Genomic DNA, 25,057 nt, shown 5'->3' on the forward strand with positions numbered 1-25,057 from the left:
TGAAGCTGGAGGGACAAAGTTTGTATGCGGTATCCGTAATAAGCATGGAGTCATATTGGATAGTGCTGTTTTCCCAACAGAAACCCCGGATCTAACCATGAAGAAAGTGATCGAGTGCTTCCGACTGATTATTCTGTGTTGGATGAGTTTCTGCCGCACCATCATTATGCACGTAAGCATGTTGCTTGCATCCTTGATATAGTTGGAGAACATGCCGGTGGGCCGTTGACGGGGGTGATTCAATGTAACTATAATGGTTTTATTGAAAGGGGGTGCATCGCATGATCATCGTCAGCCGTTATACGATCGCGCTTCATATTTAGACTTGGCAGGCTTTTTGGGTGGAGAAGGACGAACCGAGGAGAGCCGCTCACCAGAGGGGATCGGAGAAGCGCAGGCCGGGAACAGCTTCTGGCTCGGAGAAGCCGAACGACCGAAGGACCCGAGTCATCGGAAAAGGGAATCGGTCGCAGGAGCCGTCCGAGGAAGCCGGTCTGCCGTTTGAATAAGCCGATTGGCGTTATTTTCCGCGTCGATCAATGCAACTAATTCAGTAGCATTGAGAGAGTAAGTGACATTGGGATCCCCAAGCAGCTGTATTTTTTTATAGGCCGACGGAGGGGGCGTATCTCGGTGTTCAATGCAACTGATTTAGTTATGTTGACGTTGAGAAGACCTCTGGTTCCAGCCGCGAATGAACCTGGTTATAGTTTTCATTGCGATGGCTTGAGAAGGGTCATGATCGGCGGCGTTGCATGTGTCGACGGCGATTGCCGGACAGCTGGTGACGGTGTTCTCGCTTGTTTATCAGTGTCGTCGCCGTTGCTGACGACACTGCCCGGGAGGATAGAACGCAGGAGATTGTTGTTCGGTTTGCTGCTACTGCTTGCCGTTGGAAACGTGGTCTGCGGATTCGCTTCCTCGTACAGCCTGATGCTGACCGGACGGATCGTAGCCGCGTTGGGGACGGGCCTGTTCTCCAGGTATCCGTCCCCACGCCTCCACTCTGGCCGGGCCCGCAAGGTGGGGGAGCGCGGTGGCGATCGTCATTGCTGGGCAGATCATCTCGCTGATCCTGGGCGTCCTATTCGGGACGTGGGTTACCATGACGTTCGACTGGCGCACGACGTTCTGGATCGTCTGAGGGGTTGTCCTGCACGCCGCGCTGGCCATCCGGCTGCTGTTCCCACATGTAGCTCCGAAATGCGTTATAGCGTATTTTTTGGACATTATAACAAACTAGCAGAGGAGATCCAAGATGCCTGTATTTTCGTTTTTAGTCTATATTTTAGTGAGCACCTTTACCCCGGGCCCCAACAATTTCATGGCGATGTTGTTTGCCCACCAGTACGGTTTTCGACGAACGATCCCCTTTTGTCTGGGTGTTGGCGCCGGTTTTTTTGTCGTTGCGCTGCTGTGCAGTTACTGCAATCTGTTGCTTAAACATCTCATTCCCGGCATCCGGTGGTGGATGACGATTCTGGGAGCGGCCTATATGATGTATCTCGCCGTTAAAATCGTATTCCACCGCAAGAAAGCTACGAGCAGCAGAGAGGACAAAAACAACCGCTTTCTGACGGCGGCGCTCCTGCAGTTTATCAATCCCAAAGGCATTTTGTACGCCATAACGTCCGTATCGACCTTTATTCTCCCGTACCATTCTTCCCATCTGGCCTTGATCAGCTTCTCTTTGTTTCTGGCACTCTTGAGCGTGATAAGCACCTTCTGTTGGAGCATGTTCGGCTCCATATTTCAGCGATTGCTGTCGGCGTACCAAACCCCGTTTAACGTCGCGATGGGCCTGCTTCTCGCATACAGCGCGGTTTCCATCTTAATAGAATAAAAGGCACAGTGCCCTGCATACCATCCACAGAAACTAGCAACACAGTGACTAGCACGCATAATGCACCACTTTACTCAGCAGGATCAGGGTAACGGCACTCTCCATTCTTATGTAAAAAGGAGGCGTCACCGGCTCCTTCTCTATGTTCGTTTTGATCCGCTTTACAGTGTTTCGCTCCAGTCATGCACCATGCTGCCTTCCAGGAACTTCTCGTAGTCCATGGCAGCCATGCATACGGTTCCGGCAGCGGAAATCGCTTGACGGAAGCGCACGTCCTGCACGTCGCCGCAGGCGAATGCAATGAAGGGGAGGGAACCTGGAACACGCTTGAAGTCGTTGAGCATCTCGTTGAAGCGGAGAAGCATAACTGGATCCCGCGGATAGAATCCATTCTTGCGGAAGGGGAAAACCATCCGTTTCCCGTATTCGATCGCTATTCCCACTTAAAGGACACGTCCGAGAGAACTGTTGAAGAGGCATTATCAGAGTTCCGTGCCATTAGAATGGCGAACATATCCAAACTGAGGGCAGTCGTCAATCCTCACGATCTGGAAAAGACCGGTCTGCATCCGGAATTCGGCGTCGTGAAGTTAAGGGAACTCCTCTCTGCATGGGTTGTTCATGATTTTACGCACATGGCGCAAATGGTTCGGGTAATGGCGGAGAGATACCGGGCTGACGTTGGACCGTGGAGTGCATACTTAGGCATTTTAAAAAGGAGCTGATTTCTTCTGCTTTCGAAAAGTCAGGAAATTCATTGATAGATGGGTTCGACAGGGTCGAATTGCCTGATACCCGACGGAAGCAGTTGGAGAATTAGCTTTACTACAAAGATGCAGGAGGGAATAATGGTATGAATAAAATTCAGGAGTTTAAAGTACTACATCAATCAAACGAGCTTTTATTGTTAGGAGTCGCGTGGGACTTGTTTTCTGCGTTGTCTCTGGAGAAAGCCGGATTCAAAGCTATCGGTACAACCAGCTGGGGAATAGCGAAAAGCTTGGGTTATCCGGATGGTGAAAGAATTGAATTTGATACAATACTAAATCGCGTAAAAACGATATTGGATCATGTGAACATCCCTGTTTCTGCCGATATAGAGTCGGGTTATGGAAAAGATGAGAATACGATCGTCGAGAATGTATTGAAACTTGCTGATATAGGGGTTGCGGGGATCAATATAGAGGATTCACGCAAGAATCAAGCAGGACTTAAACCATTGAACGAACAATGCAGGCTTTTATCGAAAATCAGAGGGGCCCTAGAGAAGAGCGGCTATAACGATTTTTATATTAATGCAAGAACAGATACCTATTTGCTGAGTATGGATCCGTACAACGAAATGATAGTCCGGGCACAAGCCTATGTGGAAAGCGGCGCAAGTGGAATTTTTGTTCCTGGATTGAAGGACGATAACGAAATTAAAGCGGCTGCAGAGCAAATTGCCGCGCCTCTAAACCTTATGTCTGTGCCAGGGCTTACAAGTTGTAAAAAGCTCCAAGAACTTGGCGTCAAGCGGCTAAGTCTCGGCGGCGCCTTATATCGGAAGCTTCAATCATTACTGGATACGTGCGCGGCTCAAATTTATGAATCTCAGGATATGTCTTTGCTATTCGATTAAATGAAGAAAGGATAACGTAAAAGTTCCACAACGATTTACTGAATGTGTGCGGCGGCTCACGAACGGCGCGAGCGTCGTGCGGGCGTTCCATACGTCGACGCGGGAAGCTAAAATAGAGGGCTCGTGAAAGGCACTTAATTAGGTGCCTTTTCTTTTCACTCTATAGATGATTCCTCCTATAGATGATTCCTCATTACAGATGTAGTTTTAAGCATTTTATAAACTGAGTGCGATAAGCTGATACCCGCATAAATGGAGTTACAAAGCCAAAATGGCTTCAGCATTAGGCTAAAGGGCAGGATAGTTCATATAAAGTAACGAATTGTTGATAATTCACATTTCTTCGAGAAAGGGATTCATTAAATGAAAAGAGTAGATGTTGCCTACGTGCTTCTCTTTGATGAACAAGAAAAAAATGTATTGATGGTCAAAAACAAGGGTATGAAATCTTCCTACTATACACTTCCTGGTGGAACAGTAGAACGTGGAGAAACACTTGAAGAAGCTGCTATTCGTGAGGTAAAAGAAGAAACGGGCTTAGAGATTGAAATAAATGGTATTTTCAGTGTAAGCGAAGCGTTTTTTGTAGATAGGGAACATCATACAATTTTCTTTACCTTTAGAGGGAATGTAATTGGTGGACAAATAAATATCTCGTTTCCAGAAGAAATTGAGGAAGTTTACTTGGATGGAACCACAAAGAGCAGAGGAATACATACATATACCAAGTGAGTTAAAGGGACTTATAATTGGTAAATCATCAGCACCATATGTACTCAGAGGAACTATCAATCACAATTCTTAATACAGTTTGTTGAAGTAAGGGGAAACGATAGTTGAATAAACGAACAGGAAGAAGCTGCCGATCAGCACCCAGGTACAATTAAATATCCAGCTGGATGTACCTTGCGATTTACCGACTAACGTAATCCGATTAGAAAAAAAGGAATACGAGCGGAACAGTTTCAGTTAGTATTCAAGAATGTTCGATATTCAGAAGGATGGCAGTTATTTTAAGAAAAGACGGGGATGCATCAGATAACGGTGACCATCCTGTAAGACGACAAAAACATACATCTTTAGTACCGCTTAGCTGCTGCTTTTTCTATTATATATATTGGATATGATTTAAAAATGTGAGTATGTCGAGGCGAAAAATGGAGACTCGAATTTTGGATTCAAAAGATGCTGAAATATATCGTGAGTTAAGGTTAAAGCCTCTGAAGGAAAATCCAGAGGCAATAACGGTCAAGTACATAGTCCTACTATGCGCATCAGTAGCCGTGTCGTTCAATCCGTGACCGGCCATACCTTCCCACTTCTTTCCATATCAAGGCGGTAGTCGGTATATTTGCGCACGAATAAGTCGCGCCCAAGTTGCTCAGCAGCCTGCAGGGGTAAACCCGGATCGTGGATCACTTCTCCACGGCTATTGCCGACCCCGCGGACGACGCCGACGAACTCGGAGTGAGTGTATCGGGAAAATTCCTGAAGTTGATGAATGATTCCGAGCGTAGCTCCCGGGTACGTCTCCTCGGAAGATAACACAAGTCCAATGCGTTTGCCGGACATGCGCTGGATGATCTGCGCCGAATCGGGATGGGAAGCCGCATTGTAACAAAACGTGCGGTCAAAGAATGATTTCGTTTGGGCGGATAATCCGTACCAATAAACCGGGGAGCAGAACACGACTCCGTCAGCAGACAAATAGTCGTCGATAAACAACGAACGAAAGTCGTCAGTGATTGAACATTCTCCGTCAGGCTTCCGGCATATCCTGCAGTCGCGTAGAAAACTCGAAATGTAATCGTCTATAAACCTTATTGCCACCGTAGCTCCGGCTTTCTCCGCACCCCGACGGACCGCATCAGCCAGCTCGGAAGAGTTGCCGTTCCGTCGGGGACTTCCTATAAGAACAAGCACCTTTTGATTCTCTGTCGTTGAAGTCATCTTTTACTCCTTTCCACCTCCGGGTGTAAAGTCATTTTCCATAAGCAAATTGTAATCTAAATAATCCATACCGTATAATGATTGGTATTGATATATCCATCTTTAATATTGATGGGCTTTCGGAGGAATATAGATATGGAAATGATGGACCTTAAAGTGTTCATAAGCGTGGCAGAGGAAGGCGGGATTTCCCGCGCGGCGAAAAAACTGGATTATGTCCAGTCTAACGTGACGGCCCGGATTCAGAAGCTGGAGTCGGAAATCGGAGCCGATTTATTCCATAGATATCCCAAAGGGGTCCGACTGACGGAAAAAGGTGCCCAGTTTCGCGATTATGCGCTCGCGATCTTGAGCCTTGCCGACGAAGCAATTAGAGCGGTGCAGGAGAAGTCGCATCCCAGTGGACCTCTTGTTATTGGGGTGGTGGAAACCGTGACCTGCGGCAATTTCATGAATGTGTTGTCGGATTTTCAATCCTGCTATCCTGAAGTGTCGTTGTCATTGGTAACCGGATCCTCATCTGAGCTGCTGTCAATGGTGATGGACCGCAGGCTTGACGGAGCATTCGTGACGGGCGATATAGCGCCATCGCAGTTGATTTTCGAATATACGGTAAAAGATGAAATTATGCTTTTGACCAGCGGGATGGCTGGCGCGTACCCTGATTTATCGAGCGCAAGATGGGCGGTTTCTCCAATAGGTTGCCCTTTCCGAAGGGTGCTTGAGGAGTGGCTTGACAGTGCGGGAATTTTGCGAAAGAACTTCATTGAAATTGGTTCGCTGGAAACGCTGATGAGCTGTGTCAAGTCGGGGCTTGCCTGCACACTGCTGCCGGCATCCGTCCTTAAAGGGGAGTACCGGTCGTTAGGGGCTTACCAGATACCGGAGCGCCTTCGCTTTACGAGCACGAGTCTCGTTCGCCGAAACGACCGTTTCAGCAGCAAAGCGTTTGCGGCTTTTGCCGAAATGGTACGCTTGGAAGGGCTGTAGTTGAACGCGTCTTGACGAAAATGAGTTAATCTGCGGAGTTGTTGACACACCTGTTTAAGGATCACGCTCGGTTTAAATGATCTTTTCCCCATTGTTCGAGACAATCCAGAACGGGTCCAAGACTTTTCCCATGATCTGTAAGTGAGTATTCAACCTTAGGCGGAATTTCCGGAAAGACGGTCCGGTGAACGAGTCCGTGATTTTCCAACTCACGCAGGTGCTTTGTCAATATTTTTTGTGTAAGTCCGGGAATAAGCTTCGGAAATTCGCAAAAACGGACAGTCCTTTTTCGTAAATGACACAAAATCAGTAGACTCCATTTGCCGCCGATCATGTTCAGTGTGACATAAGCGGCATAGTCGTTTTCTTCGTTTTTCACGGTTCTCCCTCCTGTTTATTACTTTCTTATTGGAAACTAACGCAATTAAAAGTGCCTACTTAACAAGCATGCATGTTCCCTTTATGGTAAGGATTGAAATTAATTTTATTTTTTATTATATAGGGAGGCTTCTCAAATGAACAAGAAGGTGTTCGTGACCGGTGCGACGGGCTATATCGGCGGGTCGGTCGCGCTCAAGTTGCGTCAGGCAGGTTTTCAAGTAACAGGGTTGACCCGAACAGACGAGGGAGCTGCCAAGTTAAGGGAATTAGGTATTTCACCATATATCGGCACTCTGAACGATTTCGAACCACTCATACAGGCGGCAAAGGAAGCTGACATCGTGGTTAACGCTGCGGACTCGGATAACATCTTCGCGGTGACGACGCTATTAACGGCGCTTGAAGGAAGCGGGAAAACGTTCGTTCATACGAGCGGTTCCAGTATTGTCGGGGATAAAGCGGCGGGAGAATACACCAGTAAGGTGTATCATGAAGAAATCATCGAACCACTCCCCGAAAAATTGGCGCGCGTCACGATCGACCGGACAGTGCTCGCGGCCGCCAATCGCGGCATACGTTCGATGGTCATTTGCCCCTCGCTGATTTATGGCACAGGTCATGGTATCCATAAGGATAGCATACAAGTTCCTTGGCTGATCGAGCTTGCATTAAAGCGTGAGGCAGCGTGTCATATCGGAAAAGGCGAGAATGTCTGGTCGAACGTTCACATCGACGACCTTGTCGAGCTTTATCTATTAGCGATAGAGCGCGCGCCAGCCGGTTCTTTCTTTTTTGCCGAGCACGGCGAAGCCTCCATGAAAGAGGTTGGTGAGGCGATCAATCGGGCATTCGAATTAGGGCCGGAAACAGCAATGATGAGTCTTGATGAGGCGATTAAGCAATGGGGCCCTGAAGCTGCTCATTTTGCTTTCGGTTCCAATAGCCGCATTCGTTCGACAAAAGCACGAAAAATGCTGGGATGGAATCCGAAAGGGACTGCGCTGCTCGAAGAAATTGAAAATGGGTGCTATAAAAAGTGATGTTCTGATATGAGCAAGGGAGTCAAAAACGTTCAACATGCCAGGCGTTCAGACTGCAAAGTTTGAACGCCATCTTTTGTCAAAATGCATAGCTAGACGCAAATTTACTGTAAGATGACAAGAACATGCACGCTTAAAGCCGCGTAACAGCGGCTTTGTTTGTTTTAAATGAACGTTGTTCGGTTACCAGAAATATAAGGCATAAGGCAATGGGTTATTTCGTGCAGGTATTGGGGGATAGTTCTAAGCTTCCAAATATGCGTGGCTGAGCAGGGCGAAAGAAGAACCAACAGCGATAAGCTGCTGTCCGCGCTGACGGAGTTACTTAGCTTTATCTGGGCTGCGTTCCAACAGATTGAATATATTGTAGATTTGTTTGCATTTCGAGAGAGGTGCGTGAGGAGACGTGTATGTCCATTGACAATATACCTCATCATCCGTTTGATGGAGGAATCTAAAGTGTCTGTGCTAAGATGAGGGTAATTATGATTCAAGCTAGGGAACAAGGCTAGAAGGGGTGTACAGTGAAGAAAATACTTGTCATTGACGATGAAGTCGCAATCAGAGATTTAATTGAGCTCGTACTGAGAAGAGAAAACTACGTCGTTCAAACGGCTGAAAATGGTAAAGTAGCCCTGCAGCTGCTCGATGCTTTTGGGCCGGACCTGGTGGTGCTTGACTTGATGCTGCCTGACTGCTCCGGATATGACCTGTGCAAGGAAATCACCAGGAAACGTGCTGTTCCTGTGATCATGCTCTCTGCCAAAAATGAAGTAATCGACAAGGTGTTGGGACTAGAGCTAGGGGCGGAAGATTACATGACCAAACCCTTTGACAATCGTGAATTGCTCGCTCGGATCAAGGTGATTCTGAGAAGAAACGAGAGCAGGGAGGAATCAAGTGAAGGAACAGAAGTGAAAGCTACACGCATCATTCATGAAGAGCTGACATTTGATCTGGAAAGCCGAAGGGTGCTGAAAAACGGTGTACCCGTGTCTTTAACGGCCAAAGAGTTTAAAATTCTGGAAACGTTACTCAAAAGACCAGACAAAATCTTTACCCGGGATGAGCTGCTGCAGATCGGATGGGGATATGACTTTATGGGAGACAGTCGAAGTGTGGATATGACCATCATGCGATTACGGAAGAAGCTGGAGGATAACGCTGACGAACCGAAATATGTCAGGACGATCTATGGATTTGGCTATCAGCTTGGAGGTGGCGAGGCCTGAAGTATGCAACCCGGTTACTGCTGAATTATTTATTTTTCTCCGTGCTGTCCTTTGGCATCATCATTTTTGCGGTGAATAAAGCCATCGATTACTACAGCTTCATTACCATTGAAAAACAGATGATGGAGAAGGCGGATCTGTCCGAGTTGTCCTTTCGTGAGGTGTTGGCACAGCATAGATCATCGACAGGAGAGCCGCAGACAAAAGAAATCGTCAGACTTGCTCTGGAGAAGCTGAAAGCTTCAGGCAAGGAAGTACGTATATATGACAGCTCCAAGAAGTTGCTGGGCTTGGCTGCGGATGGCATCATTATTCATGATGACAAACCTCTTATTTTTGAAAAGAATATTGAGAAAGCCCTGAGCGGCAGTTACGCCTACACCGTAACGGAAAATCATCTGCTTTATTTTGCCACGCCCATTCAGGATCAATACTACCAAAACGCTTATGTGTATGAGTTCGTGGAGGATATTTCCTACTTCTATGCGATTATGGATCAAATCCGTTATATCCTGTTTGCGGGTGCAGGCGGATTTATTGTACTGATTACGTTATCCAGTCTGTGGATTGCCCGCAACACAACCAAGCCGATTAAGCTGTTGCTTGGCGCTGCGCAAAGTTTCTCTAGACAGGAGTTTCGGAGAGTTCATCTAAATCGGAAGGATGAGCTGGGCATGCTGGCAGATGGGCTGGATTCCATGGGTCGGCAGCTTCATGATTACATTCAGTACCAGAAACAATTTGTCTCCAACGTATCTCACGAGTTAAAAACACCATTGGCAGCCATTCGTGGTTTCTCTCAATACTTGGTTGAAGGGGAGAACGAGAACAAGGAGCTGCAAAAAATCTATGCTCATCTGCTTCAGGAATCGGATCGGCTGACGCGCTTGATTAATGAACTGTTGTTGCTATCCCGATTCGACAAGGCTGGTTCTAACGAACTGGAAGTCGAGAGGACAGAAATGAACGGACTGATTCAGCAAGTCGCAATGAGTATGGGTGCCAAGGCCAAAGACAAAGGAATCGAGATTATGTTCAGGGAGGCGGAAGCGGAACCGGAGGATAAGCTTCTGACGAGAGTCCACGCCAACGTGAATCCCATGCTGATGTCCCATGCGATCGCCAACCTTGTGGACAATGCCATCAAATATTCAGGAAGTCCTTCGCTAATCGAATTGAAGTTGGAACATACGCCAAGCGAGGTCGTTATACGAATACGTGATCAAGGTATCGGTATTGCGGGTGATGAGCTGGAGAGAGTGCAGGAACGCTTTTACCGGGCGAAAAATGCAAGCACAGCGAACGGTTCAGGTCTTGGACTTTCGATTTGCAAAGAGATTGTAGAGCGGTTTAATGGATATATCGACATGGAAAGTCAAATCGGGGAAGGAACGACCGTTACGATTGTGTTACCCCGTGCGTAAAAACGCGCGTAAATAGTTACGTTACAAGATTGATACAATTCTGTTATGAGACTAACAAATGCCTTTTTTATAATCACTTCATAAGAAGAAATCACACATTTATGGAGGGATCATGATGAAATGGATAAATAAAGCTGCAGCTGGTATCCTGCTGAGTATTTTACTAACGCTGACACTGACGGGCTGTCAGTCCAATGGTGCTAAGTCGCCAGAAACGGCGCAGAACTCGGCTGAAAAAAACCCGTCGAACGAACAGGCCGAAGGCGAAGGAGCATCAAATTCTACTGCGCCTGCTTCAGGAAATTCGGGAGGACAGAGTGCTGAAGCTATTAAGGAAGGTTCGATGGAGAAGGAAGGCAATGTGGTGCTGAAGGAGCTTGCTTTTGTCTATAATGAGCACACCATTGCGATTTCGGATACAGCGAATGAAGATCAGATGGAACAGATGCTGGGCAAACCGGATAACCTGAAATCTCATACGTACAGTGCCGGCGATGGAACAAACATGGATACGTTAATCGGTTTTACAGAAAAGGTGTATACGTATCCTGGTCTGGAGATTAAAACAATCAGTATACCGGAGGGGAAACAAGACTCCATCTTTCATATCGAAATGACAGATCCTAAGTACGCGACAGTGCGAAACATTAAAGCAGGAGATAGCCTGGATACACTCAAAAACGCCTACCCTGAGGGGAAACTGCTTGGTGATGGAGCCCCTAATGAGGAGGATGAATTCCGTTACGAGCCATCCAATTATGTAGATGTGATGTCGTTTCATATCAAGAATGCCAAGGTGGAAGGCATTCAAATCTACAGCCTTCTGGACTAATATTTAGTGATCGATTGTTGGTAAGCCATTCATACGAATCACCTTTAATACCTGCCCGGGAGAGGGGCAGGTATTTTCTCTTGTTGATAATTATTCTCATTACAAATGTAGTTTTTAACATTTTATAATACGTGGTTGAGCAGGGTCGAAAGAAGAACCGAGTGCGTAAAGCTGATGCCGCATAAACGGAGTTATAAAGTGATCGAGGCTGCGAATGTTGAGTTATTTATTGGCAACGATCGCAAACATCGGTCTGTGTCGATTCAGAATTTGTTCACCTATATGATACAGTTCACCATCGAATCCTTGATGAATTTGGATTTGGGCAAAGCCAATTGAACGAAGCATTTCGCTGTCCCATTCAGGTCTCCTTACATAGCTCAATGGCAAAGTAAGTGCCAGTTGGTCTCCTTCTTCGACATCCTTCTCTGAGCGGTACGGCACGTACCCTTTTGCGGCAGCCTCCTCCTTGTCTTTTTGAAAAAGCTCTGCCTCCTTCGGATCAGATAAAAATAAATTCCAATTCGCATCAAAAATAATAACCTGGCCTCCGTCATTAAGCATTCCATGCCAATTTTGATATGCAGCTACAGGATTGTACAGGAACCAGGTCACATTTCGTGAAATGATGATATCATATTTTTCTTCTGTCTTATATTCTATAATATCTGTCTCAATAACCTGGATACTGCAATTATATTTATGGGCGTTTTGTTTAGCCCTAGCCACCATCTCCGGAGAAGAATCAATAGCAGTAACCTGATGCCCCATCTGGCTGAGCAGAACCGCGAAGAAACCAGGCCCCGTACCTACATCGAGCACTTTTAAATTACTTTTCCCGGACAAAAAATGACTCAGAATTCCCTTCCATTGATCATATCGGTTGGACGCAAATTCGGCATCCACAATTTCATCGTAGACAGCTGCTCCTTTGTCCCAATAATCCCGATATTGTTGTACAAGTTTATGCTTACTCACTAACATCGACTCCTTGTTATGTAAAAAAATCCTTGCTAATCGTAATGATTACGATTAATAATATACAAAGATTGTTCATCTAGCAAGTATTCATGAGAATAACAGCTATGCAATCGTATACAGCTTAAAAGAGGAATAGGAGGAGTAGGGATGTTTGGAAGATCTGGATTTGGAGTAATTGCTGTTGTCTTATTGTTGTTCATTATGGGGTGTTCACAACATGTGAGCTCACCGTCTCCAGCAGAGGAGGACAAGAACATTGTGGTCGCAGTCACGCAGGATACTGAAGCAGACAAGCTTGACGCCTCGACTTACCATGGTTCCAGACATACGCATGCGGCTATATATGATGCCCTTGTAGACTATTCAGGAAAAGGTGAATTTGCGCCCAGCCTGGCGGAGTCATGGGAGATATCCGATGATGGCAGGACTTACATTTTACATCTGCAAAATCAGGTCATGTTCTCGGATGGCAGTCCACTGAATTCAGCAGCCGTGAAGTTTTCTTTGGAAAGAGCGGTAAGCAGGGAAGAGAATGCTTCGCTTGAAATCTCCCGTTTATTGCAAAAAGTTGAAGCGCCTGATGATCAAACAGTCGTCCTTTCCTTTAAGGATACAGCAACGCAAGTGTTGTACGAGCTTAGTCAGGCAAGACCATATCGAATTATGAGTCCGAACTCGGTAACCCCTAAGGGAGATGTGAATGGTACTTTTCAAAAAGCAATCGGAACGGGTGCTTGGAAAATAGGAGAGTATCAATCAGGGATTCAGACTGTTCTAATCCCGAATGATCATTATTGGTTAGAACAGCCATCCGACTATTCACTTGTATTCAAAGTCATTACAGATCCTCAGGCGAGGGTAATGGCATTGCAATCTGGAGAGGTGGATCTTGCGGGCGGGGAACTTGGTAATATCCCCATGGAAAGTCTCCCTGTATTTCAGAACAACGACAACTACGTAATCGAAACCGGAAGCAGTACAATGTCCTACTTTATGGTTATCAACCAACACAATACTTCTCTAGCTGATAAGAATATCCGCCAAGCTATCAATTATGGCAATGATACGAGCAAGTATGCAGGTGGTAGCGGGGACCCTGTCAGAGGATTGTTCCAAGAGAAGGTTGCATTTATATCCGACAGTAATCAGCCTTCGTATCCGTATAATCCCGAAAAAGCCAAACAGCTGATTGAAGCGTCGGGCTACCAATGGAATAAGAACAAGCAGCTCTATGAAAAAGATGGACAAGTACTGCAACTTCGTCTGGTGATTCAATCAGAGGAATATCCGGAATGGAAAGAGATGGCTGAAATTTTTCAAGACAACATGAAACAGATCGGCATTCAAATCCATATTGTGAATCAGGAACGGGCAGCTTACTACGATACCCTGTGGAGCACGAAGGAATATGATCTGCTTATGTATCGGACATACACTGATGCTCAATTACCTTATCGATTCCTGTCCTCCTTATTCTATGATTCGCCATCTTCACCGGGAGTTGCGTATCAGGACAAGCCTTTATCCGATTTGCTGGATCAAATCACGGCTACGGTTTCCACTCAGCAGCAGCAAAAGCTGTTCAATCAGGTGTTCCTCCGCATGCATGAGGAGGCCATGTCTGTTCCGATATACTACGCCAAGCAAACCTTTGTTCATTCAAGCCAAGTGGTTGATTTTAGGTTCAATGCTATTGAGGACAACCCGTTGAAGTGGCATTACCTGAAGAAAGAAGCGAAGTAATGCTCCGCTCTATGATTCATCGTCTGTTCATGTTGATAGTCACGTTTGTTTTATTTTCCTTGTTTGTTTTTACATTAATGCGTTTGGCGCCGGGTGATCCGGCGTCGATGCTGCTGCTGGAAATCGGAACCGTACCGGAGCAATCCATCGTAGCTGATTTACAGAAACAATGGGGACTGGATCAATCGTTCATTCAGCAATATTTAGCATGGGCACATTACGTATTTCAAGGAGAGCTAGGGCATTCCTTTTCTTCCGGAGAACCCGTATTAAGTGAAATGATTGAACGTTTAGGCCCAACGTCGAAACTCATTGCAAGCTCTTTTGTATTAACCCTCTTCATATCCATACCGATTGGAATCTGGATGGGATTGAATGAAGGCACAATGGCAGATCGAGTGGTTTATTCAATGACCATTTTGGGGTTGTCGATCCCTTTATATTGGCTTGCTATTCTTCTTATGTATGGCTTAGGCGTGTTATGGCCCGTCCTGCCTGTTGTAGGCAGTTCGACCATACGGCATTATATTTTGCCGGTAACTGCCATGACGCTGGTGCAAAGTGTTTACTTTATTCGGATGGTTCGATCCTATACGATCCAGTACAGCAAGTTCTCGTACATTGAGGCTGCAAAAGCTAGGGGATTGCGGCCGAGCATCTTTTATCCGTCTTATTTACTGCGCTCCATGTTCATCCCAATTCTGACATTAATCACGACGAGTCTACCCAGCTTTTTTGGGGCTTCGATGATCACCGAGACGATTTTCAGTTTTCCGGGATTCAGTAAATACATGCTTGAAGCTATTTTTCGCCGTGATTTTCCAGTCATTCAAGGGAGCGCACTCTTCGTGGCAGCATTTATTTTTGTTTTTAATTTTATGACCGACCTGTTGTACTTCCTTGCGGACCCTCGTGTTCATCTTGACAAACAGAGGTGGGAAGTTTGATCAGTATCATCCGAGCGAATAAACTGCCAACGGCAGCGTTGTTATATATCATCCTACTTATTATTACAGGACTTGCGGCCCCGTGGATTTCACCTGATGATCCGTTCCATACCAATCATCAACAGAAGCTTCTTCCTCCCAGCGTTGCTCATCCATTTGGAACGGATTATTTGGGAAGAGACCTGTTAAGCCGGGTCATACACGGGATTAGTGAATCGGTATTTCCTGTTTTTATTGTCCTTAGTGTTGTGATGTTGATTGGTCTTCTGGTGGGGACATGGAGTGCTTTTTTGGGGAACAAGCTGGACATGCTTATGATGAGCTTAACCGACATTTTCACCGCATTACCGAGTATGCTACTTACCATTGTGGTCGTTGGTTTCCTTGGCTTTGGCATGGAAAATGTATATTTTGCGGTGATCCTCTCCTGGTGGGCCAAGTACGTACGAATCATAAGAGGGCTAATTCATGATGTGAAAAAGGAACCTTATATTACCGCCAGCAGGGTAAGCGGGGCATTTGGACTTAGAATAATAACCAGACATATGATTCCGAATATCATGCCTCAGATTGGAACGATGCTCATTCTGGATGTGAGTAAGGTGATCCTGACTTTATCCGGTTTATCCTTTTTGGGTATTGGTGCACAGCCTCCTTCTCCAGAATGGGGTGTCATGCTACTGGACGGAAAAAATTATTTGCAGGTCGCCCCATGGATGGGCTTCTTTCCAGGCTTTATGATATTTCTGACTGCTGCTTCGTTCCAAATTATAGGCGAGCGACTGAGGAGGGAACACTAAATGACGACTTTGCTCGAAGTCAAAAATCTAAATATCAGAAATAAGGAAGGTCAATCGCTTGTGCATGATAGCAGCTTTTCTCTGGAGATTGGGAAAACATATGCATTGATTGGAGAAAGTGGCAGCGGTAAAACGCTGACAAGTAAGGCTATCTTGGATATGCTGCCTGCTCATCTGCAGATGTCAGGTGACATCGTGCTACAGGGTGAACATCTGCAGCAATTATCAAGGAAGCGCTGGCGCAGCATCAGAGGGGGCCAGATTGGTGCCATCTTCCAGCATCCGGAACAGGCCTTGCATCCGTCGATTCCGATTGGTAGGCAATTCGTTGATCTGATGCGCAGTCACTTGCCTGTTTCAATATATGAGGCTGAGAAGCAAGCAAAAAAAATGTTGTCCCAAGTTCTCTTAAAGGACTCGTCCCATGTGATGAGCAGTTATGCTCATGAGTTAAGCGGTGGAATGAATCAACGTGTCATGATTGCGATGGCGCTTCTGTTAAAGCCGAAAATCCTGATAGCCGACGAGCCAACGAGTGCACTTGATGTCAAAACACAGGCTGAGATCATATTCCTTCTGAAAGAGCTCATTCTGGACACGGATATGAGCATGTTGTTTATTACCCACGACTTACTTATATCCGGCTATCTTGCGGACACGATTGGTGTTATGCGGGAAGGGAAAATAATAGAGCAGGGCAGTAAGGTGAACATTTTAAGCGCACCTGAACATGAATACACCCAAGAGTTATGCGGGCATTGCTCTCAAAGATTTCTTGGAAAAGGAGAAATACCTTATGCTTGAAATCCAGCGACTGTATAAGGAAATTCACGGAAGACCCATTCTGCAAGATATTCATTTTGGAATAGAAGATGGAGAATCTCTGGCTATTGTGGGGGAGAGTGGTAGTGGTAAATCCACGCTTGCCCAGCTTATCATGGCTTTAAAACAACCAACCTCCGGCCATATTTTCTTTGACGGGCGGCCCTTGCCCAGCAAAGGAATTTTATCATATAGAGAATGGTATCGCGATATACAGATTGTTTTTCAGAATACTGGCTCCACATTAAATCCCGCAATGAGCTTGTTTCAGTGTCTGGAAGAACCATTAATTAATTTTACCCGTTATAATAGAGCCGAGCGCAAGCATAAAGTCCTTGAATATTGGGGAAAAGTAGGCCTGAATGAGACCCTTCTTCGAAATCGCCCCGGAAAACTGAGTGGTGGGCAATATCAAAGAGCTTGTCTGGCCAAAGCTTTGTTAACTCGTCCCAAACTGTTAATCTGTGACGAAATGGTCTCCAACCTCGACGTCTTATTACAACAGCAGATGATTGAGCTGCTCATATCCATTCAGAAGGAACAAGGCTTAGCTCTTCTGTTCATTACTCATGACCTCACGCTGTTACCAGGACTATGTTCGAATATTATGGTTTTGAAAGAGGGAAAACAGGTTGAACTTTTCAGTACTTCTGCGCTCTATGACGAAGCAGAGAGGGATCCATATACCGTCACGTTATTAAACTCAAGTAAGATGTTTGAAACAGCATGGAACCAATGGACATAAAATTCAGCGGGAATAAAAAAGAAAAATGGTCTCTCAGTTTCGAGGCACAGATATTCATCCAGCAGCATGGAGTATTATCCTTTTAGCAAAAAAAAAAGATTAAACCGATGGATTTCCCCGATTTCAGACAAAATCGTTGTAGCGATTTTGCTACCTATTCCGGGAATCGATTGGATAATCTGATCGACTAGGGCAGAAGCAGGTAATTGTGTGTGTTACGGTTGATACGCCAGCTGTTCGAAATGCCTCAGGTCACGAACTGTTTTAAAATCAGCAACGAAACTTTTGAATAAAGGTCACCGAGTTGATTGTTTTTTTGTCGAAGGACAAGAACATAGCCCCATTGAGAGTCGCTATTATAGCGGCTTGTTTGATCCGATTACCGATTAGATAAGCATTGAACTATTAATTAAATTTATTAAGCTAACAGGCAGGGGAGTTTATTGATTTCACGAATACTGTACATATGAAGTTATTTACGAAGTTCCTAGATTAGACGTTATAAGAAATCAGCGCAAAGACGAATAACCAAGGTGCTTTTCCCGAAGGAGATGAGCTTAATGCTTTACATATTTAGTGGACTGCCGGGCACCGGAAAAACCACTTTATCATCGGCTTTAGCAAGAGAACTAAAGGCTACGTATCTTCGGGTCGATGTCGTGGAGCAGGCTATGCGAGATGCTGGAAAGACCATCGAAGGGCCTGAGGGTTACATTGTGTGTTATGCAATTGCATCACAGAATCTTCAACTGGGCTTAGATGTGATTGCAGATACAGTTAACCCTATCAAAATTACGCGCCAGGCATGGCGCAACGTGGCCGATTCTCTTGGAATACCTTATGTGGAAATTGAAGTACTTTGCTCTGATTATATCGAGCACAGGAATCGAATCGAAATGCGTACAGCTGATATTCCAGGTTTTATACTTCCGACGTGGGAGCAGGTCAGAAATAGAGAGTATGATGTTTGGGATCGGGACCACATAGTCATAGATACAGCTCATCAAACTGTAGAAGAAAGTTTAAATACATTATTTAAACAATTGGAAGATAGAAGACTTTCTTGAACTAACGAATATCAGGCGGACAACCCTGCACCGATTAACCGCATCGCGGCCGTTCCCTTCGGTCACTTAAGTCGGTGAGGGTTCGTGAACGCCTGAACGTTAACCGAAAGAAGTTCTTAGTTTAGGAGGAGTCTATATGATATTAGAAAAAGTTATAAATAGAATTGAAATACAAAGTGAATATAAGGATTTTGTTGATAAGTACATAGATAATATCCTTAACGAATTTAAAGATAAGATTCATAGCATTTATATGTGTGGCTCGATTCCCAAAGGAACGGCTACACCTTTTAAGTCAGATGCAGACTTTACTATTGTATGTGCAAATCCTGAAGATATTGATTACGAAAGATTGTCAAATATGAAAGACAGGCTTTTAGAAGAATATCCCGTAGTAACTAAGATTGATACGACTATTTGCTCGATTGACGATGTATTAAGTAAACCAAATGAGTGGGGTTTTTGGGTAAAGATCATTTGTGTTTGCATATATGGTGATGACGTTGGTGAAAAAGTACCACCGATTATGATTTCTCCAGAGTTCATTTTAGATTTAAATACAGAGACCAAGAAGGAAGTAGATCGTGTACATCGTTCACTTTCTAATGCTAGTGATAACATAATGAAGAATAGATATATTAAAGGTTACTCTAAGAGATTAATTCGTGCATTATACTCTTTGGTTTTAGAAGATACAGGTGTATGGCAAGATGACATTAGTAAGATGAAGAATCCCATATTAAACTATTGTGAGATTGACTCTGCTTTAGTTGATTATCTGTATGCTTGTTACTTGGATAGTAATAATGTACTTGTTGAAGAGTTTCTGGGAATTGCAGATGAAGTATATAGCTATTTTGAGAACGCGTTAAATGCAATGGCTGCTTCCAGAACCTCCTTCGACTATCATGATATTGACGCTCCTGGTCACTCTGAGAAGTGAGTGACCCCATCCAGTCCCCTGAGCCCGTCTGGACGTCACTGCATTAGGTGTTCGGCAAGCCTCACAACGATAAGCAGCGACTCTAAGGGGCCAGGACGTCGTCAATACAAAACGTTATCATAGTCCCATTGAGAGTCGTTATTATAGCGGCTTTTTTGTTTGCCGTTATCGAATCATAATGTAATTTGCTCGTTCAAGCATACATCAAGAATCCATGGCCACGGACCGTAGCCCGCTTCAACGTTGATATGTCCCATTTTAGGCAACATCACGCAAGGAACCCCTAGGTCAAAGTACTGTGAAGCATCTTTCACCGAGCAATAAGGATCTGTTGACGATAAAACCAACAACGTTTTTTCCGCAACCATTCCGATCTCATGCATGTTTTCCGGTACAGGAAAAAAAGTCATCACTGGTTCATATTCCAAAAATGGCGAGGGTGGGGCTATAAGAATGGCTCGCTGAATTTTTCGTTTCGGAGTTGAAGCCGCGTAGTGGAACCACATGATGCACGCTAGACTATGAGCCACGACGATGACTTCTTCATCGTTTGGAATTTCTTCAAAGACAGAAGATAAATGATCGAGCCAAACATCCCTGTCAGGTTGATCTTTGTCTGGAAAGTCAGGAAATCGGACGGTTTCACCTCGTTTTACTAGCTCTTGATGTAACCAAGTTTGCCAATGATCGGGGTCACTGCCGCCGACCCCATACAATAGCAGAAAACTTCTGCTCATGATGAGAGACACCTCCAATATGGTCGTTATGATCATTGCACACGATTCCTATCACTTTAATCTTCATGTTCAAAGTGGCTTGTATGAGTTCCCACCCAACGTATGATTCAAAAACCATGCTCACACATTTGGAGGTAGCCAAACGGCATGTCCCTTTTTTGCATGACCTGGATCGACTGGACAGCATTCCGGGGATTGCCCGGCGACCCGCTGAGCAGATTCTTGCCGAGGGTGTCCCCACTGTATTCTACACTTGCCAGATGAAATCCTATGTTTTTTTAGCATTCCCTCCAAAATCCGCCCGAATGTTGAATATTCATCCCTGACATGTGCGCAAAAGTCGGCTTGATGAAAAATCAACGATTCGAGATCCTGAACAAGTTCGTTTGGCTTGTTTAATCAGAAACGAGCGATATGAGTAACTGGTCAACTGAAAAAATAATGATGGATAAACATGATATTCAAAACCTAAATGATCAATGAAACTGGCTTACTGGCGTTATTGCTCCATTGTTTTGCTCACGGCTTATGAGGCCGTATCATTCCAAATTTCATCAGGTATCGTGGGCTTGGCGGACATCGGATCCACTATTCCCTAGAGCAGGAAACAGGGCTTTACAACACCTTATGTCGAATAAGAGAGGAAGTAGACTACTTTCTGAAAGGAGTCATTTGGTATGATTGTAATCCCTGATACGTTTATTAAAAGAATGCACGAACTCCACGGTAAGCAAGGCGTAGCATGGGCAGAAGCGTTGCCTGGATTGATTGCCGACTGTGCAAGCCGTTTCGACTTTATCCCAGAAGCTCCATTTTCCGATTTATCCTATAACTTCGTGATCCGTGTAAAGCGCAGCAATGGGAAGCCCGCCGTCCTCAAATCATCTTTCAGGAAAGACGAGCTTTCTAGGGAAGTTAGTGTGCTTCGGGCTTATGAGGGCCGGGGGGCGATTGATGTCCTAGATGCAGACGATGAATGGGGCGTGGCCCTGCTAGAAGGTGCCGACCCTGGCACACCGTTGTCATCAATTGAGGATGATGCGCTTGCGACGGGTCTCTTTTGCGAAGTATTTCGCCGCCTTCATCTTCCTGCACCAACCAGTAGTCGGTACCCATCCATGAGGGAGCATTTTGCGGCAATCGAGCGATACCGCGAGCGATTCAGCGACGTGAACATTGCCGGGCCACTGCCTAAGAACTGGGTGGAAAATGCTGAAGAATGTCTGTTGTATCTCATATCGACCACGAGTGAGAATCTTCTACTGCACGGCGATCTGCATCATGAAAACATCCTTCGCCATGGCGAGGAACAATGGGCTGTCATTGATCCCAAAGGCATCATGGGTGACATCCATTTTGATACTATCCAGTATCTGCTAAATTATGAGGATCGAGGTGGTGACTGCGAGCAGGTTCTGCGGAGCCGGATTGCAATCATAGCCGATCGTCTTGACCTGGACCCTCACCGAATCGCAATGTGGGGTGTGGCGCGAGGCGTGCTTGAGGCGTGCTGGACGATTGAAAACGGAGGAACGGATTGGCACAGAGGGATACAAATAACGGAACGCTTTGCCAAGTGCCTGCATTGAGATCTATACAAAGTGGGGGGGTTACGCTAACGGGCAGGATAACGCAAAAGCAGGTTATATAGGACATCATGAGGAATATAACGTACATACCGTAAATTTTGGAGTTGGTCAGATGGAGACGATGTTATCAGAAGAAATGATCCGAGATGACTTAATAAAAACATTTCAACGCCTTTTCGATTTGGATGTGCTTGAATCTACTGCAATAAGACGAGGTTGGTTAAACTTAAAATGGAAAGTTACAACTGATTCAGGTCAATTTCTACTTAAACAATACAACAAAAAAAGATATAAGATGTATAAACCAGAGGAGCTATTGCTTGCATTCTCTCAACAGGTTAGATTATTTGACAAAGGTCTTGCGTGTCCCAATTTGTTATCACACCATAAAAGTATATTACTTGAATCTGATAACGGAGAACTCTTCACGGTGATGGAATATTGCCAGGGCAAACTAATTCCACCAGGTAAAGCTAATGTACATCAAATATACGATTTAGGTCGAGAAACAGGAAAAATGCATCGATTATTAAACGATGGGACACTTAGTATTCAAAATAAACCACAATTTATCCCTCCAAGGCGTGAGGAACGCTTAGCACATTGGAACTCAGTTTGGGAACAGACAAAGGAAGCTGGTAAAACTGAATTGTTTTCTGATATAGAGACTCAACGAAGGGCAACTGAAGATATAGATATAGATATACTCGAATTACTTCAATCAGGGTGGGCTCATCGTGACCTTTGGGTCGATAATCTATTATTTAATGATAGTCGACTAACTGCAATCCTTGATTTTGATCGGCTAAAATATGACTATCCGCAGTTAGATGTTGCTCGTGCTGTTATATCATGTGCGTTAGATGATAATTTAGATGTCTCCCTAGCCTCAGCATTTATGGAAGGATACAACGAAGAACACACCGTAGTAAAGGGTTACTTAACAAACTCATTAAAGTTGTTGTGGTATATGGAAAGCACCTGGTGGATAAATGCTAACATGGATGAACATAGTATACCTCCCGCTCGCTTCGCAAAGGAAATGATTTGGCTTGCTGAAAATCAAAAGAATATGTCCGATTTGTTAGGGAATATTTAGATAATACCATATTCTGTTAAGCTAACGGAATACAATAGTTCAAAACAACTCACAGCAGCCGGCAAGTAATCGGCTGCTGTTTTTGTTAAGCTAACGGGCAGGTTAATACAAATGAGATCGATCTCAAATTGATTAGGAAGCCAAGTTCCCCGACCGGGTGGCGCAGCGAGGCGCCGTTTCCTTCAAAAAAACAGCCAGCTGCGCGCCGGCTGTTTTTTTTGCCGAATAGTCCGCCGCATAGGGCTTTTCGGGCCCCCGCAAGAATGGTCAACGCCAGGAAACGGGCGGACAAGAATGGGCATTTGCCAGAAATGGACAGGGCATGTACCCTTGCCTTAAGACGCATGAAAGCGTTGACAATCACCGATTCGAAGGAGGAATCCATGATGGACGTGCCTGCGGATAAGGTTACCGCGGCCGCCGAGGGCAAAAAAGCCGCCGGCTCCCCGCCCAGCCTCGTCTGGGGGGGCCTGAAGAGAGACAAGTATTTGTATTTGCTGGCACTTCCGGGACTGATTTATTTCATCGTTTTCCGGTACGTGCCGATGTGGGGGGTGATCATTTCATTCCAGGAGTATTCACCCTATCAAGGAGTCCTAAACAGCCCGTGGGTCGGGTTCGATCATTTCGAACGGTTTTTCTCGAATCCGGATTTCCTTCTGCTGTTCCGCAATACGATGGCGATCAATCTGCTAAGCCTGATCTTTTTCTTCCCGCTGCCGATTCTGCTCGCCGTGCTACTAAACGAAATTCGCGTTTCGTCTTACAAAAAAGTCGTGCAATCGATCATTTATTTACCTCATTTCCTGTCCTGGGTCATCATCGTCGGCATCACGTTTCTGCTTCTGTCCACCGGCGACGGCGTCGTGAACAAGCTGCTCGTCGCCTTCGGCTTCGATAAGGTCGATTTTCTAACGAACAAGAACTATTTCTGGGGACTGCTGACGCTCCAGTCCATCTGGAAGGACGCAGGATGGGGCACGATCATTTTCCTTGCTGCCATCGCGGGAGTCGATCCGCAGTTGTACGAAGCAGCCAAGATGGACGGAGCGAGCCGACTTAGGCAAATCTGGCACGTGACGCTGACGGCCATCCGTCCCGTCATCGTTATTCTGCTCATTCTGCGGATCGGTCATATGATGGACGTCGGCTTCGAGCAGGTGTTTCTGATGATGAACGGCGCCGTCTCCGATGTCGCGGACGTCTTTGATACCTACGTATACCGTCTCGGTGTCCGGCAGGGCCAGTTCAGCTTCAGCACCGCCGTCGGCTTGTTCAAGTCCGTCGTCGGCCTGCTCCTCGTCATCGGCGCCAACCGATTGGCCAAGAAGTTCGGCGAGGAAGGCGTCTACTAACCCATTTCACCTGCTGGAGGCGAACGTTACAATGAGAGAAAGCTTGGGAGATCGCGCGTTCGGTGTCATCAACGTCATCGCGCTCGGCTTAATCAGCCTGATCACTTTCTTCCCGTTCTATTATGTATTCGTCGTGTCATTCACCGATCCGTCGGAATTTATCCGGAGAGGGCTGGTGCTGTTTCCGCAGCATTGGAGCCTCGTATCCTACAAATATTTGCTCTCCACCGATGCTTTCATGAGAGCTATCGGGAACAGCGCGTTCTTGGCGATCGTCGGCACCGCGCTGAGCCTCATCGTTACTTCAGGACTATCCTACGCGATATCCCGCAGAAGGCTGCAGGGAAGGCGGTTCATCATGCTGGCCATCCTGCTGACAACACTATTCAATCCGGGCATCATTCCACCGTATCTGCTTGTGCGGGACCTGCATCTGATCAACAGTATCTGGTCGCTTATCTTGCCGGTGCTGACAAGCGGCTGGTACGTGCTGCTGATGAAAGGCTTCTTCGACAGTATCCCGTCCAGCCTGGAGGAAGCAGCGCGGATTGACGGCTGCAACGATCTCAGCGTCTGGTACCGGGTCATCCTGCCACTGTCGCTTCCCTCCATGGCGGCGTTCGGACTGTTCTACGCCGTCGCGTACTGGAACACCTTCTTCACGGCGCTACTGTATATTAACGATTTCGCGAAGCATCCGCTGCAGGTGCTGCTGCAGAACATGCTGATCGACGCATCCACCGCGGCGGGAGGCTCGGCCGCGGCTGAAATGATGTCGGAGCAGCGCATTCCGCCAGAGACGCTCAAGATGGCCGCCGTCGTCATCGCCACGGTACCTATCCTACTCGTCTATCCTTTCTTGCAGAAGCATTTCGCGAAAGGAGCCTTGGTCGGTTCCGTCAAGGAATAGACGAAG

General features: G+C 45.8%; 24 protein-coding genes and 4 pseudogenes. 21 read left to right on the top strand and 7 right to left on the bottom strand.

Features of this window, described 5'->3' with window-relative positions:
- The first annotated feature begins 341 nt into the window (after positions 1-341).
- Positions 342-509, top strand: coding sequence for a hypothetical protein (locus tag K2F33_RS22795; RefSeq protein ID WP_263878718.1), 168 nt, complete (start codon positions 342-344; stop codon positions 507-509).
- A 370-nt stretch (positions 510-879) separates the two neighbouring features.
- Here K2F33_RS22795 and K2F33_RS22800 read toward each other — a convergent pair whose 3' ends face one another.
- Positions 880-1,065 (bottom strand): hypothetical protein, encoded by a 186-nt coding sequence (locus K2F33_RS22800; protein ID WP_263878719.1) that lies wholly within the window; start codon positions 1,063-1,065, stop codon positions 880-882.
- A gap of 193 nt (positions 1,066-1,258) precedes the next feature.
- Between K2F33_RS22800 and K2F33_RS22805 the strand changes: the two genes are divergently transcribed.
- Positions 1,259-1,843 carry a LysE family transporter gene (locus tag K2F33_RS22805; protein WP_263878720.1) on the top strand — a complete coding sequence of 195 codons (585 nt, stop codon included), beginning with the start codon at positions 1,259-1,261 and terminating at the stop codon, positions 1,841-1,843.
- Between the two features lie 161 nt (positions 1,844-2,004).
- Here the strand turns inward: K2F33_RS22805 and K2F33_RS22810 are convergent.
- A pseudogene (locus tag K2F33_RS22810) lies at positions 2,005-2,139 on the bottom strand (thioredoxin-disulfide reductase); the annotation flags it as partial.
- Between the two features lie 3 nt (positions 2,140-2,142).
- Between K2F33_RS22810 and K2F33_RS22815 the strand changes: the two are divergent.
- The 3 genes and pseudogenes from K2F33_RS22815 to K2F33_RS22825 form a co-directional block, all read left to right on the top strand.
- Positions 2,143-2,568, top strand: a pseudogene (locus K2F33_RS22815) (DinB family protein); the annotation flags it as partial.
- Between the two features lie 128 nt (positions 2,569-2,696).
- Complete coding sequence (locus tag K2F33_RS22820) at positions 2,697-3,464, top strand: isocitrate lyase/PEP mutase family protein (protein WP_263878722.1); 768 nt, start codon at positions 2,697-2,699, stop codon at positions 3,462-3,464.
- Between the two features lie 363 nt (positions 3,465-3,827).
- Positions 3,828-4,269: pseudogene (locus K2F33_RS22825) on the top strand (NUDIX hydrolase).
- Positions 4,270-4,754: 485 nt separating this feature from the next.
- Here K2F33_RS22825 and K2F33_RS22830 read toward each other — a convergent pair.
- A complete protein-coding gene (locus K2F33_RS22830; RefSeq protein ID WP_263878723.1) occupies positions 4,755-5,414 on the bottom strand; it encodes a flavodoxin family protein in 660 nt (219 codons plus the stop codon).
- A gap of 135 nt (positions 5,415-5,549) precedes the next feature.
- Between K2F33_RS22830 and K2F33_RS22835 the strand changes: the two genes are divergently transcribed.
- Complete coding sequence (locus K2F33_RS22835) at positions 5,550-6,404, top strand: LysR family transcriptional regulator (RefSeq protein ID WP_263878724.1); 855 nt, start codon at positions 5,550-5,552, stop codon at positions 6,402-6,404.
- 61 nt (positions 6,405-6,465) lie between these two features.
- On the opposite strand, the gene K2F33_RS22840 is transcribed toward K2F33_RS22835, so the two are convergent.
- Positions 6,466-6,738: a winged helix-turn-helix transcriptional regulator gene (locus tag K2F33_RS22840; protein WP_263882429.1), complete on the bottom strand. Its 273-nt coding sequence runs from the start codon at positions 6,736-6,738 to the stop codon at positions 6,466-6,468.
- Positions 6,739-6,919: 181 nt separating this feature from the next.
- Between K2F33_RS22840 and K2F33_RS22845 the strand changes: the two genes are divergently transcribed.
- From K2F33_RS22845 to K2F33_RS22860, 4 genes are all read left to right on the top strand, one after another.
- Positions 6,920-7,825, top strand: coding sequence for an NAD-dependent epimerase/dehydratase family protein (locus K2F33_RS22845; RefSeq protein ID WP_263878725.1), 906 nt, complete (start codon positions 6,920-6,922; stop codon positions 7,823-7,825).
- Positions 7,826-8,349: 524 nt separating this feature from the next.
- On the top strand, positions 8,350-9,057 hold the full coding sequence (locus K2F33_RS22850) for a response regulator transcription factor (protein ID WP_263878726.1): 708 nt from the start codon (positions 8,350-8,352) through the stop codon (positions 9,055-9,057).
- A gap of 71 nt (positions 9,058-9,128) precedes the next feature.
- The gene (locus tag K2F33_RS22855) at positions 9,129-10,481 is read left to right on the top strand and encodes a sensor histidine kinase (protein WP_263878727.1); all 1,353 of its coding nucleotides are present in this window, start codon (positions 9,129-9,131) and stop codon (positions 10,479-10,481) included.
- Positions 10,482-10,593: 112 nt separating this feature from the next.
- Positions 10,594-11,313 (top strand): hypothetical protein, encoded by a 720-nt coding sequence (locus tag K2F33_RS22860; protein ID WP_263878728.1) that lies wholly within the window; start codon positions 10,594-10,596, stop codon positions 11,311-11,313.
- Between the two features lie 222 nt (positions 11,314-11,535).
- Here K2F33_RS22860 and K2F33_RS22865 read toward each other — a convergent pair whose 3' ends face one another.
- Complete coding sequence (locus tag K2F33_RS22865; protein ID WP_263878729.1) at positions 11,536-12,291, bottom strand: class I SAM-dependent methyltransferase; 756 nt, start codon at positions 12,289-12,291, stop codon at positions 11,536-11,538.
- A 150-nt stretch (positions 12,292-12,441) separates the two neighbouring features.
- On the opposite strand from K2F33_RS22865, the gene K2F33_RS22870 reads away from it, so the two are divergent.
- From K2F33_RS22870 to K2F33_RS22890, 5 genes are read left to right on the top strand one after another with little or no spacing between them, the layout of a single operon-like run.
- A complete protein-coding gene (locus K2F33_RS22870) occupies positions 12,442-14,037 on the top strand; it encodes an ABC transporter substrate-binding protein (RefSeq protein ID WP_263878730.1) in 1,596 nt (531 codons plus the stop codon).
- Positions 14,007-14,984 carry an ABC transporter permease gene (locus tag K2F33_RS22875; RefSeq protein ID WP_263878731.1) on the top strand — a complete coding sequence of 326 codons (978 nt, stop codon included), beginning with the start codon at positions 14,007-14,009 and terminating at the stop codon, positions 14,982-14,984. The genes K2F33_RS22870 and K2F33_RS22875 overlap by 31 nt, the downstream gene beginning before the upstream one ends.
- Positions 14,981-15,784 (top strand): ABC transporter permease, encoded by an 804-nt coding sequence (locus K2F33_RS22880; protein WP_263878732.1) that lies wholly within the window; start codon positions 14,981-14,983, stop codon positions 15,782-15,784. Before K2F33_RS22875 ends, K2F33_RS22880 begins: the two co-directional genes overlap by 4 nt.
- Entirely contained in the window at positions 15,785-16,588 is an 804-nt protein-coding gene (locus tag K2F33_RS22885) for an ABC transporter ATP-binding protein (RefSeq protein WP_263878733.1), read from the top strand.
- A complete protein-coding gene (locus K2F33_RS22890) occupies positions 16,581-17,351 on the top strand; it encodes an ABC transporter ATP-binding protein (protein ID WP_263878734.1) in 771 nt (256 codons plus the stop codon). Before K2F33_RS22885 ends, K2F33_RS22890 begins: the two co-directional genes overlap by 8 nt.
- A 98-nt stretch (positions 17,352-17,449) precedes the next feature.
- Here K2F33_RS22890 and K2F33_RS22895 read toward each other — a convergent pair.
- Positions 17,450-17,530, bottom strand: a pseudogene (locus K2F33_RS22895) (transposase); the annotation flags it as partial.
- Positions 17,531-17,911: 381 nt separating this feature from the next.
- Here K2F33_RS22895 and K2F33_RS22900 point away from each other — a divergent pair.
- Both K2F33_RS22900 and K2F33_RS22905 read left to right on the top strand, forming a co-directional pair.
- Entirely contained in the window at positions 17,912-18,418 is a 507-nt protein-coding gene (locus K2F33_RS22900) for a P-loop nucleotide/nucleoside kinase family protein (RefSeq protein WP_263878735.1), read from the top strand.
- Positions 18,419-18,554: 136 nt separating this feature from the next.
- Positions 18,555-19,361, top strand: coding sequence for a nucleotidyltransferase domain-containing protein (locus tag K2F33_RS22905; protein ID WP_263878736.1), 807 nt, complete (start codon positions 18,555-18,557; stop codon positions 19,359-19,361).
- Positions 19,362-19,534: 173 nt separating this feature from the next.
- On the opposite strand, the gene K2F33_RS22910 is transcribed toward K2F33_RS22905, so the two are convergent.
- Positions 19,535-20,098, bottom strand: a complete 564-nt coding sequence (locus K2F33_RS22910; protein WP_263878737.1) for an RBBP9/YdeN family alpha/beta hydrolase — start codon at positions 20,096-20,098, stop codon at positions 19,535-19,537.
- Positions 20,099-20,775: 677 nt separating this feature from the next.
- On the opposite strand from K2F33_RS22910, the gene K2F33_RS22915 reads away from it, so the two are divergent.
- From K2F33_RS22915 to K2F33_RS22930, 4 genes are all read left to right on the top strand, one after another.
- The gene (locus K2F33_RS22915; protein ID WP_263878738.1) at positions 20,776-21,687 is read left to right on the top strand and encodes an aminoglycoside phosphotransferase family protein; all 912 of its coding nucleotides are present in this window, start codon (positions 20,776-20,778) and stop codon (positions 21,685-21,687) included.
- A gap of 112 nt (positions 21,688-21,799) precedes the next feature.
- The gene (locus K2F33_RS22920) at positions 21,800-22,786 is read left to right on the top strand and encodes a phosphotransferase (RefSeq protein WP_263878739.1); all 987 of its coding nucleotides are present in this window, start codon (positions 21,800-21,802) and stop codon (positions 22,784-22,786) included.
- Positions 22,787-23,169: 383 nt separating this feature from the next.
- Positions 23,170-24,141 (top strand): ABC transporter permease, encoded by a 972-nt coding sequence (locus tag K2F33_RS22925; RefSeq protein WP_263878740.1) that lies wholly within the window; start codon positions 23,170-23,172, stop codon positions 24,139-24,141.
- A 31-nt stretch (positions 24,142-24,172) separates the two neighbouring features.
- Complete coding sequence (locus K2F33_RS22930; RefSeq protein WP_076165251.1) at positions 24,173-25,051, top strand: carbohydrate ABC transporter permease; 879 nt, start codon at positions 24,173-24,175, stop codon at positions 25,049-25,051.
- Positions 25,052-25,057 lie beyond the last annotated feature (6 nt).

Origin of the sequence: Paenibacillus sp. PSB04 (genome assembly GCF_025809195.1) — a bacterium.
Taxonomy (GTDB): domain Bacteria; phylum Bacillota; class Bacilli; order Paenibacillales; family Paenibacillaceae; genus Paenibacillus_AQ; species Paenibacillus_AQ favisporus.